Origin of the sequence: Variovorax sp. UC74_104 (genome assembly GCF_044055375.1) — a bacterium.
Classification (GTDB): domain Bacteria; phylum Pseudomonadota; class Gammaproteobacteria; order Burkholderiales; family Burkholderiaceae_C; genus Variovorax.
Genome location: NZ_CP171978.1, coordinates 6,196,093 through 6,208,171, shown reverse-complemented (window position 1 = coordinate 6,208,171; position 12,079 = coordinate 6,196,093). Strand labels below are relative to the sequence as shown.

Sequence of the window (12,079 nt, the reverse complement as noted above, 5' to 3'; positions counted from 1 at the left end):
CAGGTGTTGCCCCCGGAAGGGGGTTGGCGAAGCGGACACGAAGTGCCGCGCAGCCTGGGGGAGAACCTATTGTTCTTCGGGGATGCCCGGCTCCCCGTCGAGGATCTGGTACTTGCGCATCTTCTCCCACAGCACCTTGCGGCTGATGCCCAGGTACTGCGCCGTGTCCTGGCGCTTCCAGTCGTTGATCTCCAGCGCCGCGATGATGCGGTTGCGCTCGCTGCTGTTCCAGCCCTTGCGGTCCGCGCTGCCGTCGATCGAGCCGACGCCGCCACCGCTGCCGTTCATCCCGTTGCTGGCAGATGCAGCCGGAGCCGGCGTGCCGCGCGTGAGCGCGATGGCGCGCTGGATCAGATTCTGGTCCCAGCTGTGCAGCTGCCGCGCGATCACGCCCACGCGCTCGGCGAGGTTGCGCAGCTGCCGCACGTTGCCGGGAAAGTAGGTCTCCGCCACCGCGTCGCTGAGCCAGTGCGGCGTCTCGCCCAGTGCCTCGAGCTCGTCGCCGAGCACGTTGGTCAGCAGCGCCTTGAAGATCGCGATCTTGTCGATCTCTCCGCGCTCCTCCAGGCTGGGCACGTGCAGCTCGATCACCGCGAGGCGGTAGAACAGGTCGGCGCGGAACTCGCCGCTGGCCACCATCTCACGCAGGTTGCGGTTGGTGGCCGCCACCAGCCGGAAGTCCACGCGCACCGGCGCCGTCGCGCCCAGCCGAGTGACCGCGTTGTCCTCCAGCACACGCAGCAGCTTGACCTGCTGGTAGCGCGGCAGGTCGCCGATTTCGTCGAGGAACAGCGTGCCGCCCGTGGCCTGCTCGAAGTAGCCGCGATGCGCATGCACCGCGCCCGTGAACGAGCCCTTGGTGTGGCCGAAGAAGAGCGACTCGAAGAGCCCGTCGGGAATCGCGCCGCAGTTCACCGCCACGAACGCGCCCTTGCCGTAGCGCTGGTGGCCCAGGTGCAGCTGCTGCGCGATGCGTTCCTTGCCCACGCCCGTCTCGCCGCGCACCAGCACGCTGTGGTCGCAGTCGGAAAAAGCGTTCACCTCGGCCAGCAGCGCCTTCATCGCGTCGGAGTGCGCCACCAGCACGTCGGGCGGCTGCGGCGCCACCTCGCGCGCGCGCAGCTGCCGCACCAGCTTCGCGACCATCGTGCGCAGCTCGGCGCAGGTGAAGTCGTAGGGCAGCACGTGCAGGTACTCGGGCGGATAGGTGCGCGAGTCGCGCTCGCGCGAGCCCGCCGCCACCCAGATCACCGGCATGCCCTGCAGCAGCTCGGTCGCATGCGCCAGCCCTCCGCCGTCGATGACCGTGACGCTGATGATCGCCACCGAAGGCCGCAGCGCAACGCCCTGCTCCTGATGCGGAGGCGGCATACCGTCGGCCCGGATGACCTCCACGTCGAAGCTCGCCATGCACCGCGCGATGCGGTCGAGGATGTCTGCCTTGCCTTCCCAGACAAAGAGGTCGAGTTCGTCGAAATTGGCGGCGGGTGAGCTCATGTTGGAAATACGCGCATATCAATAGACCAGCTGGGCACCTCGATTGCACGAGAGGCGAGCGCCGACCTGAGCTTGCGCAAGGTCGATTCCCAGGAGGTTCAGTAGTGCATTGACGGCGGGGTCGAGCAGGGGACCGAGTGCGTTCGTCACCACCGTCTGCAGAGTGTTCAGGAGATTGCTGATCAGGCTGATGGTGCCGTTTAGCAGGCCTCCGAGGACACCGCTGCTGTCGCTCGAATAAGGCTGGATCTGCACTCCGCCCAGCGTGGAGCCCAGGCTCTGGACGAGCGACGTGGAACTGATGGACTTGTAGGATGGGTCCGGGCCTGTGCCGTCGTATGGCGCGGCATCGATTTCGGGAAGATTCGCCGCGGCAGGTGCAACGTACTTGAGCGCCTTGCCGCCGGCGCTGCCGCCCACGTCGGAGTTGACGGAAAGCCCCAGGCCCGAGATCACGTTCTTCTTGGCGCTGTTCATGTCGACGACGTAAGCGCCGCTGGGGTCTTTCCATTTCTTGCCGCTGCAAAGCAGAGAGAGAACAAGGCAGCTGTCGAACTTGGCTTCGCGATACCCGATCTCGACGATGCTCACCGGGGCGGCAGTCGCGGGCAGCGAGGACGAGAAGATGTTCGAAACCTTTCCGACATTGAGCCTAGCCAAGCTGCTGGTTGCCTGGACGTCCAGCGATTTGCTGTCGGTGGCGCCGCATGTATTGCCGGTTACCAATGCGGAGCCGTTGCCCGAGCTCAGACCGATGTCGATGGGCGCCGGCAGTGCTGTTGCATAGATGACCTTCTGCGGCTGGCACGCTGGAAGCAGCCCTCCGCAGCCGACCAGACCGACCAGATCACTCACGATGGTGCCGAGGTTCAGTGTCGCGACGCTGTCGAGGAAGTTGATGATCGGAGAAAGCGCACCTGTCACGGTAGAGAGCACGTCCGACAGCGCGTTCGTGACGCCGCCAAGGTTCACGGACAGCAGCATGCGGACCTGTGCAGTGCGGACGTAAATCCTGTTCGGATCATTAACCCCGAGTGCCGGATTGATGAGCATCGGATTTCCCACGGCCGAGACCTGCGGCGGCTCGACGACCTGCACCTTCGCCGTGACGCTGGCAATGCCGGGGACGTTGATCGGCACGGTGGCCGCGAGGCCGTTCTTGCCGTTCGCGACCTGGATCATTCCCTGGACGAGCTGGAAGAGCTGCAGATTGGTATTGAGGCCGGCAGCGTCCGTTCCGCTCGCCACGTTCAGCAGATCGGCGAGCTTGAGAGTGAACGGCGAAGCCTGGACGGTGACGAGCAGGTCGCGCAATGCCTGGATGGTGGCTGCGGCAGTGTTGCCGCTGCGTTCCATGACGGAGATCATGGCCTGGAGCAGGACGCCGGCGTCCACGTTCGTAGCGAGCACCTGGTCGTAGTTGGCGGCGCTGATGTTCAGGGCGATCTTGAGTTGATCGAGAAAGCTCAACAACTGGATGTCGGTGTTGAGCAGCCCTTGCCAGCCCACGGCCTGGACGGATAGCGAGCCGCCCAGCAGGCCGCCAAGGAGGGAGTTCAGCAATGCCGACTGCTTGGAGTCGATGCTCAGCAGCGTGCTTCGAATGCTCAGCGAAGCGAGTGGCTGTCGCTGTGCGGCAAGTGCCTGCACGCTGATGGTGGCTGACTGGCTTCCGGAAATACCTGGCAAGAGCAGTGCTGGACTTCGCGTGATGGTGACCCGTATGGCATTGAAAGCCTTGCCGGCGTCGGGCGCACCGAAGTACTGGGGGGCTGTTCGGTTGGGATTGCCTGGATCCCAGTTGCCGCATTCCACATCCGCCTGCGTGAGCGCAGGAAGCAAGGGCGGCATGTTCTGCGCAGCATTCGAGACGGCTGCCGTCTTCGCGTCGGTGCAGAGAAACGGTTGAAGCGACTGAGCCCCCGATAGCGCTGCGAGGTCGGCAGTCTTCTGAAGCTCCCGCTTGATGAAAAAGAGGTAGCCCAGCTGGGTGCCAAGCAGAGTGATGACGATCAGGCTCATCGCAATGGCCGTATTGATCAGGACCGATCCCCGAATCCGCTTGCGACGAGAAAGGCTATGGAGTGCTGCGTTCATGGCAATGGAACTCCTCAGGATGATCGAAGCGCGATAGTTGAGCGACTACGCAGCTGATCAGGCATCCATGTGCTGATATCGAGAAGCGGGATCGATGGCAAAAGCCGGTTCGCGCTGTAGGGATAGCTCACCGTCACGACGTAGCTGGAAGTTGCGCCCGTGCCATTCTTTGCAGGGTCGACAATCACGTTGGAAACGATCCAGCTGCGTCTGGTGGTCACGTCGGCATTTGCCGAGACAGGGACGATGAGCGAGTTGGCCAAGGCGGCGTAAACGGCGTCCTTGACTCGTCCGTCGCCTGCGACGGGCGACGTAATTTGGCCAGCTGTCCGAGCACCTTCTTCCGCCGCGCGTGTCACCGCCTGCTGCGTATAGAGCACGGCGCCGAAGGTTGCGAGCGCATAGAGCACGCTGAAGAGCACGCCGAAGACAAGCGCGAATTCGATGGCGGCCACGCCTCGCTGCAGAAAGCGAGAGCCCGCTCTGCGACCGGCCATTGGAATGCAGCTCATGGCGCTCTCCCATCGAGGAGCATGCTGGCCTGACCGACGATCTGATCAGGCATGGCAAAAGTCGGGAATGGTGGCAGCAGGAGTTGCAGGTTGGATGCCTTGACGGTCACGACCATCTGGCATCGGGTAGCCCATACGGCACAGCTGGAGTCCGTGGGGGTGGTGCAGTTGTTGGTTGCTACTTCGCACACCTTCGCGTCGGGAATTGGAGCCACGACGCTCGGCATCCAGTTGCTGCTGAGCACTGCAGTCGCTTTGGCTTGAGCCTTGCGTTGATCCAGCGTGGGCTGGTAGCGCAATGCTGCGCGAGCCCCGTCTTCCGCAGCGTTCTGCAACCCCAAGCGAAATGCGAACATCATGCCGTAGGCGATCACCCCGTACAGCAGAGAAAAGGAGATCAGGAACACCAAGGCGAACTCGATCGCGTACACGCCGCGCTGGCCGTGCGCGCGGTTTCGGTTGCGAAGGCGGGGCGAGCTTTCCATGCTGGGCCTGGTGCGTCCGTGCTGGCTGGATCTCCGCTTACTTCGACATGGAGCCGCTGGATCCCGAGCCGCCACTCGTCTGCTTCACAGTCGAGCTCATGCGTTCGGGGATCGGGAATTCGAAACTTTTCAGATAGCGCTCGTAGCTTCGGTTCGCGACATTGCCGGCGATGGTGCGCGGCGTAGCGGAGGCAATCTCGCCGCCGCGCTGCCATGCGAACAGGTCATGAGTTGCGTCGCCCACCTGCAGTGGCTCATAGATGACGTATTCCTTTTCGTCCATTCCCTCCTGAGCCTGCGCGGGCACCGGCGCAGGCGCGGCCGTGTTTTCGGAACCGGCAGTCTGCAGCGTCGGTTGCTGGGTTTTCGCGGCCGCTGGTTGTTGCTGTTGCGCCTTCACTATAGGGACGAAGGCCATCAGCATTGCCGTGAGACCGAGTGCGGACAGGGCGGAGAAACCGTGCGCGGCGGCAACAGCGCGTGCTTGTTCTTCTTTTCTTTTCATTGGGTGCCTCGTGAGGTCGAAGTCGGCGAAACGGAGCCCGCGGCATCCGCGGATACGGGATTGAGCTGGCTGGCGGTACGGATGCCGCCGTTGCCGGACCAGCGGGAGGCCTTGAGCATCAACGGTGGCTGCTGCGGCACGGTGTCTTCACGTGCCGCCTGTTCCGTGACGCCGGGAAGCTGGCGCACTGCCGCAGCCGGGGGGAGCGTGGCGCGGGCCTCGGCGAGGGGCACCGTGCCGCCTGCGCGCAATTGCTGTGCAGCATCGCGCACGGCGGCGCGAGCTGCGGTGGACATGCGATTGGCTTCCATCAGTCTTTCAGCCTGCTCGCCCTGTCCGGTGACTTCGAGGTAGAGGGCGAGGTTGGATTGGGCCTGGGTACTGTCGGGGCGCAGCTGCAAAGCCTGCATCAGCGGAAGCCTGGCATCGGCGATCTGTCCGGCACGCAGGCTGGCATAGCCCAGATCGCTGAGCAGCAGAGCGTCCGTAGGCGTCAGGCGCTGAGCCTGCTTCAGCAGTTGCGCCGCCTCGGAGTAGCTGCCGCGGGCGCCCGCCAGCAAGCCGAGCCCACGGTATCCGGCGCTTTCGAGCGGTGTGCCCAGCAGGCGCTTGTAGGCCTGCTCGCTCAGTTCGGCTTGGCCCGTCTGGCGCAGCGCGTCGGCACGCATGCGCGTAGATTCGGGAGACGCGCCCCAACGCTGCTCAAGCGCGTCGATGTGTGCCAACGATGCGAACCACAGGCCCTCCTTCTGCATCTGCTCGACGAGCTTGAGATAGGTCGCCTTCGTGTCAACGGCGGCGCCGGCCTTGGTGTCGGCGGCGGCTTCCGCCGACGCGCGCTGCTGGGCGTCGGCTGCGGCAGCGTACTGATCTTTGAGTGCGCCGCACCCTGTGATGGCGATGGCAATCGCCGCTGAGGCGCCGCATGCCAGCAGACGGCTGGAAAGGTCCCTGTGCCCGGGAAGATCGAGGATTTTCATTTGCCGATGGCTCCCAGTGAACGGAATATCGCGATGAAGCCGGGCCCTGCGGTGACGATGACCAGTGCCGGCAGCAACGTGGTCACCATGACGCCGGTCATCTTGACGGTGATCTTGCCGATGCGTTCTTTCATCTCGGAACGGCGACTTTCCCGCAACCGCTCGCTGAAGATGCGCAGCGGCTCCTGCACCGCGCCGCCGTGCCGGTCGACCTGCACCAGCAGCGAGACGAGGCCGCGCATGTTCTCGTTCTTGTGCAGCGTGGCCAGGCGATGCAGCGAATGCTCGCGGGTGCGCCCCTGGCTGTACTGCGCGTTGGCGATACCCAGTTCGTAACCCAGCACCCGCAACACGTGCGAGAAGTCGGTAGCCATGACCTGCAGGCTCTGGTCCAGACTCAGCCCCACGCCTTGCAGCAGCCGCAACAGGTCGATGAAAAAGAGGAAGCTCCTGGGCTGCGCGTTCGCGCCGGCCGGCGGCAATGCGGCCGAGCACCCATTTGGGTGCCATGAAGCCGACGGCCGTCGCTGTGGCGAGGACGATGGTGACGGTGCTGCGGGCATGTCCACTGCTCCAGAAGACGTAGGCCAGCAGCGGGAGCAGCAAGGCTAGCGAGATCCGGGTGACTAGGAAGACGAGCTGGGCCCGCTTCGACGGCAGCCCGCACTGGTCGATGAGGTTGCGGTCCTCGTCCGCCACGAGGGCTCGGCCGATGTGCGAATCGAGCCAATGGAACGGCAAGTCGAGCTCGGGCTTGAAGGGCGCATCGGGGTCCGCCAGAGCTTCGACGGCGGACTTGAGATCGGGCATGGCGGCTGCCTGCCGGATGGCGCGGCCGATGGCTTGCCCGCTGCGCGTGCGGCGCAGCTCGGCCGCGACGAGCGCTCCGGCGCCGACCAGCAGGCCCAGCGCAAGCAGCACGAGGCTGGCGATGGCGAGCAGGTTGGGCGTCAACTTCATGCCAGCCTCGCCAACCGGTAGAGCAGCGCCGCACCCGTCAGCTGCAGGCCCACCGCGGAAAAGATCAGGATGCGGCCCGTGTCGTCGTTCCACATCCCCATGAAGTAGCCGGGGTTGGTGAGGATCAGGAAGGCACCCACGCCGACGGGCAGCAGGCCGAGGATCCAGGCCGAGAGGCGCGTTTCCGATGACAGTGCGATCAGTTCCTGCTCCGCCTGCTCGCGGTCGCGCATGAAGTTGCTCACGCGTTCGAGCAGCAGGTCGGCGCGGCCGCCGTATCGCACGCCCAGGCCCAGGATGGAGGCGAGCAGGTACATCTCCTCGATGCGCACGTTCTCCGCTGTCTGTTGCAGCGCGCGGTCGAGATCCACGCCTGCGCGCACCAGCGCCGCGGAGCGCTCCAGATGGCCGCGCAGCGGTGCCTGGGTGGTGGCGATGGCGAGCTGGAAGGCGGCCTGCGTGGAGTTGCCGATGGTGATCAGCCGCACCATCGCATCGATGTAGCCGGGCAGCTGGCGGATCAGCTTGCGGCGGAACTTCTGCAGCTGCAGCCACAGTGCGAAGCTCGTCATCAGCACCAGCAGGAACAGCACGCCCAGCGCGGCGAGCCCTCCGACCAGAACGCCCACCAGCAGGCAGATGCCCGCGATGATGCCCAGCGCGAAGACGATGGTGCGCGGCTCGACCACGCCCACCATCCAGCCCGGAATGGCGCGTTCGATCAGGCTGGTGCGCACGGGGGCGACGGCCGCAGCCTCGGTGCCGAGCCACGGGTCGGTGGTGAGGCCGGAGGCGAGGCCGTCGCTGGCGAGGTCCCGCAGCGGCATCGGTATCGGCGTCGCATCGGTGGCCGAGGCCGCCGCGGTGGCCTGGATCTGCTGATCGAGGTGCCGCTCCGTCGCCAGCCGCACCTGCCGGTTCTTCGCCCACTGCCACAGCAGCAGCCCCGCGGCCGCCATCAGCAGCGCGATGCAGAGCGCGACGAGCAGGGCCTCATGCACGGCCGTCTCCTCCGTGCTGCGCCGCACGCTGCAGCGACTGGCGGAAGCGCGTGATCTTCGGCGAGTGCGGCGCGATGCCCAGCGACACCCAGCGGTCGCGCTCCTCGCCGTCGGGCGAGACGATGGGCTCGTAGCGGTACAGCTCCTGCATCGCCACCACGTTGTCGTTGACGCCCGTGACCTCGCTCAGCGAGATGATGCGGCGCTGCCCGTTCGAGAGGCGCCCGATCTGCACGATGAAATCGATCGCGTTCGCGATCTGCCGGCGCAGGCTCACCTCGCTGCCCTGGTAGCCGGCGAAGCCCGCGAGCATTTCCAGGCGGTAGAGGCATTCGCGCGGCGAGCTCGCGTGGATGGTGCCCATCGAGCCTTCGTGGCCGGTGTTCATGGCCTGCATCATCTCGATGACTTCGGCGCCGCGCACTTCGCCCACGATGATGCGGTCGGGCCGCATGCGCAGGCTGTTGCGCAGCAGGTCGCGGATCGACACCACGCCCTGGCCGTCGAAGCCGCCGGGACGGCTCTCGAGCCGCACCACGTGGCTGGTGCCCAGCGAGAGTTCGGCCGTGTCCTCGATGGTGATCACGCGCTCGCGCGCCGGGATGAAGCTGGCGAGCGCATTCAGCAGCGAGGTCTTGCCCGAGCTGGTACCGCCGCTCACGAGAACGTTGCAGCGCGCGCGCACCGCGATTTCGAGCAGCTGCGCCATGCCCGCGTCGAAGGTGCCCAGCTTCACCAGGTCGGCCGGCGTGAGCGGCTCCTTGCGGAACTTGCGGATCGACACCGACAGGCCGTCGATGGCCAGCGGCTCGATGATCACGTTGATGCGCCCGCCGTCGGGCAGGCGCGCGTCGACCATAGGGTTCGATTCGTCGAGCCGGCGCCCCAGCGGCGCGAGGATTCGCCGCACGATGCGCATCACGTGCTCGGAATCGGCGAAGCGCACCGTCTCGCGCTCCAGCACGCCGTGGCGCGAGACGTAAACGTTCTGGTAGCCGTTGATCAAAATGTCTTCCACGGCCGGGTCGTTGAGCAGGTCTTCCAGCGGCCCGAAGCCGGCGAGCTCCTTGGTGAGCGCATCGGAGATGATCTGCATCTCGCGGTCGTTGATCGGCACGCGGCGCAGGCGCACGAAGCTGTCGACCTCCAGTTCGACGAACTGCTGGATCGACGCGCGCGACCAGCGGCCGAACTCCGCGCCCAGCTCCTCGATGCGGCTGAGCAGGTGGTCGTGCGTCCAGCTCTTGATGTCCTGGAACTGCTGGGAGTTGATGAACGCCTGGTCGTCGTCGGCGAATTCGATATCGGTGGACATGGGCTCAACCTTCGTGTGAACTCTTCCAGAGGCCGGTGACCTGCGACATGAGCGCGACCCAGCGTGGATCCTTGGCCGGTGGCTGGCCCGTGGCAGACATGTATTCCTGGTGCAGGCTGCGGGCGAGTCCCGTCACGGCCTGCGAATAGGGGTCGCTGCGCGCGGTGCGCACCAGCATCTCGCCGCGGCTGGCGGCGGCGAGCAGTTGCGCGCTGCGCGCGGGCAGCACGTGCCGCAGCGGCAGCTCCAGCCGCTCGGCGATGTCCTTGGCCGACAGGCCCACGTGGCTGTCGAACTTGTTCACCACCAGCGACAGGCGCTCGGTCTCGACGTTGCGCGCGCGCAGCTCCTTGAGCATGTTGGCCGTGGACACGATGCCGCCGATGCTCTGGTCGCACACCACCCACGCCTGCTGCGCCTCGCGCACGGTCTGCGCCATGAAGTCGATGGTCGAGAAGCCGCCGAGGTCCGCGATCTGGAAGTCGAAGAAGTCGGCCAGGCGCTTGATGAGCGAGACCGAGTCGGCATGCGAGATCTCGCGCACCTGCGCGAGGCTCGCGGGCAGCGGCAGGATGGCCACGCCGCTGGTGTGATGCGCGAGCGCGGTGTGCAGCAGCGTCTGGTCGAGCCGGCGCAGGTTGCGCACGCCGTCGACGAAGCTGAAGCCGCTTTGCGTGTCGAGGTAGAGCAGGCCGTCGCGCGCGGGCAGGCCCAGGTCCAGCAGCGCAACGCCGTGGCGCGAGCTGCGCCCCGGCGGGCGTTGCGGCGCCTGCGTGAGCTGGTCGTTCAGAGCGAGCGACAGGCTGGTGGCCAGCGTGGTCACGCCGAGGCCGGCGCGCGCCCCCAGCAGCGCCAGCGTGCTGCCGCGCGTGCCGCCCTGCAGCGTGCTGCGGCGCTCGAGCAAGGTGCGCAGCGTGACCACCGCGTCGGTGGACGGCGCGGCCATGTCGATGAAGTCGTCCACGCCCGCGCGCAGGGCCGAGAGCATGGCGGCGGGCTCGGCCGACACGCCGGTGGCGAGCACCGGCAGCGTGGGCCAGTCGCGCTTCAGGCGCTGGTGGAGCTGGCTGGCGGTGGCGCCCTGGTCGGGCGAGAAGTCGATGAAGACCGCCACTGGCCCCAGCAGGGCGATGCGTTCGTCGATCGACTTCGTGTCCGGTGGCAGGACCACCACGGAGCCGAGGGTGCCGAGCGCGTCGGTCAGCCACGTGATGTGGCCGCCGTTGGTCGACGCGAAGAGATAGGTCTCGCTGCCTGTTTCTGGAATGCTGTCGCGTGGTGCGTTCATGGTGCCAGCCTGCGATGCATGGTCCGTGTCATCGGTTGTCGGATCGGTCAGCGGGAGAAGCCGGGCACTGGCGTGTCGATCGCGCCGCCCAGGAAATAGGAGCGCCACACAGCGCCGTCGCGCTGCTCGGCGGTGCCGGGAAGGTAGGGCGTGAGATCGGTGCCGCGCGCGATGGGCTTGACCAGGTGCGGCGTGACCAGGATCACCAGCTCCTTCTCCTTCATCTGGTAGTTGTTCTTGCTGAAGAAGGCGCCCAGGATCGGCAGGTCGCCCAGCAGGGGCACCTTGTCGGCGTTGGAGGTGGTGCTGCGGCTCACGAGGCCGCCGATGATGAAGCTCTCGCCGTCGCCCAGCTCCACGGTGGTGTCGGCGCGGCGCGTGGTGATCGCGGGCACCGCGACGCCGTTGATGCTCAGCGAGTTGGTGTAGTCGAGGTCGCTGGCTTCCGGCGCCACCTTGAGCACGATGCGCTCGTTCGACAGCACCGTGGGCGTCAGCGTGAGACCGATGCCGAAGGGCTTGTATTCGATGCTGGTGGTGCCCAGGCCCTGCGGAACCGGAATCGGCAGCTCGCCGCCGGCCAGGAAGCTCGCGCTCTGTCCCGACAGCGCCACCAGCGTGGGCTCGGCGAGCACGCGGGCCATGCCGTTGCCTTCGAGGAAGCCGACGTTCAGGCCAATGCCGGCCTTGCTGAAATTGAAGAGCAGGCTGAAGGCCTGTGCCATCGGATTGTTGTATTCGCCGCTGATCTGTCCGTCGGACGCAAAGGTCGCGGATTTCAGTGAGGATGGCGAGAACACCCCGAAGCTGAAACCGCTCGAATTGGGGCGTGTGCTGAAGATGTTCAGGCCGGCCTGTTTGAGCACGCTGCGGTTGAACTCCACGACCTTCACCTCGACTTGGACAGTGCTGCTGCGCACGCTCACTGACGAGCGGTCCACCAACTCAGCCTTGTCTCCAGTGCTCGCCAGCGCGGTGTCGCGAGCCTGCTGGTGGGCAGTCATGCTGTCCATCGAGCCGGCCAGGGTGGCGGTGCGGCGGCGCACTTCGATCACATAGCTGGTCGCCGCCGAATTGCCCTTCTCCCAGACCATCAGCGAGGTGCGCCCCGCAGCCTTGCCGGTCACGATCAGCCGTGCCGCGGGCGAGTTCTGCGTCTTGCGCGTGATGGTGACGCCGGCTACTGCCTCGTCGCCGATGGCCATGCGGTCGATGCCCTTGTCGATCACCAGCTCCTGCTGGGTTCCCGCGCTGAGCACAATGGGGCGTTGCGGTTGCGCGCGCGCTGGCTGCGCGTCGGCGGCAACCGATACCGGGGACCAGACGGCTTGTGTCATCGCGCACAGGGCGATCAGGGACGGGCGCAGCAGCCGCGAGGAAGTGTTCATGAGGCTGCGAGTGGCACGGGTCGACTGCTCGCGAGGCGTGGTGTGCATGTG

General features: G+C 66.2%; 10 protein-coding genes and 1 pseudogene. All 11 read right to left on the bottom strand.

Annotation, left to right across the window (positions count from 1 at the left end; all coding sequences use genetic code 11):
* Positions 1–66 precede the first annotated feature (66 nt).
* The 11 genes and pseudogenes from ACHMXA_RS29375 to ACHMXA_RS29325 all read right to left on the bottom strand — a co-directional run bounded on the left by ACHMXA_RS29375 (position 67) and on the right by ACHMXA_RS29325 (position 12,076).
* Positions 67–1,497: a sigma 54-interacting transcriptional regulator gene (locus tag ACHMXA_RS29375; protein WP_395317381.1), complete on the bottom strand. Its 1,431-nt coding sequence runs from the start codon at positions 1,495–1,497 to the stop codon at positions 67–69.
* Positions 1,498–1,515: 18 nt separating this feature from the next.
* Positions 1,516–3,594, bottom strand: a complete 2,079-nt coding sequence (locus ACHMXA_RS29370) for a TadG family pilus assembly protein (RefSeq protein WP_395317380.1) — start codon at positions 3,592–3,594, stop codon at positions 1,516–1,518.
* 14 nt (positions 3,595–3,608) lie between these two features.
* A complete protein-coding gene (locus ACHMXA_RS29365; RefSeq protein WP_395317379.1) occupies positions 3,609–4,049 on the bottom strand; it encodes a TadE/TadG family type IV pilus assembly protein in 441 nt (146 codons plus the stop codon).
* 53 nt (positions 4,050–4,102) lie between these two features.
* Positions 4,103–4,591, bottom strand: coding sequence for a TadE/TadG family type IV pilus assembly protein (locus ACHMXA_RS29360; RefSeq protein WP_395317378.1), 489 nt, complete (start codon positions 4,589–4,591; stop codon positions 4,103–4,105).
* Between the two features lie 37 nt (positions 4,592–4,628).
* Positions 4,629–5,096, bottom strand: a complete 468-nt coding sequence (locus ACHMXA_RS29355) for a DUF3613 domain-containing protein (RefSeq protein ID WP_395317377.1) — start codon at positions 5,094–5,096, stop codon at positions 4,629–4,631.
* Entirely contained in the window at positions 5,093–6,076 is a 984-nt protein-coding gene (locus tag ACHMXA_RS29350; protein ID WP_395317376.1) for a hypothetical protein, read from the bottom strand. The genes ACHMXA_RS29355 and ACHMXA_RS29350 overlap by 4 nt, the downstream gene beginning before the upstream one ends.
* Positions 6,073–7,036 (bottom strand): annotated as a pseudogene (locus ACHMXA_RS29345) (type II secretion system F family protein). Before ACHMXA_RS29345 ends, ACHMXA_RS29350 begins: the two are co-directional and overlap by 4 nt.
* Positions 7,033–8,037 (bottom strand): type II secretion system F family protein, encoded by a 1,005-nt coding sequence (locus ACHMXA_RS29340; protein ID WP_176663381.1) that lies wholly within the window; start codon positions 8,035–8,037, stop codon positions 7,033–7,035. Before ACHMXA_RS29340 ends, ACHMXA_RS29345 begins: the two are co-directional and overlap by 4 nt.
* Positions 8,030–9,352, bottom strand: a complete 1,323-nt coding sequence (locus tag ACHMXA_RS29335; RefSeq protein WP_395317375.1) for a CpaF family protein — start codon at positions 9,350–9,352, stop codon at positions 8,030–8,032. Before ACHMXA_RS29335 ends, ACHMXA_RS29340 begins: the two co-directional genes overlap by 8 nt.
* Before the next feature lie 4 nt (positions 9,353–9,356).
* Positions 9,357–10,640: a histidine kinase gene (locus tag ACHMXA_RS29330; protein WP_395317374.1), complete on the bottom strand. Its 1,284-nt coding sequence runs from the start codon at positions 10,638–10,640 to the stop codon at positions 9,357–9,359.
* A gap of 47 nt (positions 10,641–10,687) precedes the next feature.
* Positions 10,688–12,076: a type II and III secretion system protein family protein gene (locus ACHMXA_RS29325; RefSeq protein WP_395317373.1), complete on the bottom strand. Its 1,389-nt coding sequence runs from the start codon at positions 12,074–12,076 to the stop codon at positions 10,688–10,690.
* Positions 12,077–12,079: the final 3 nt, after the last annotated feature.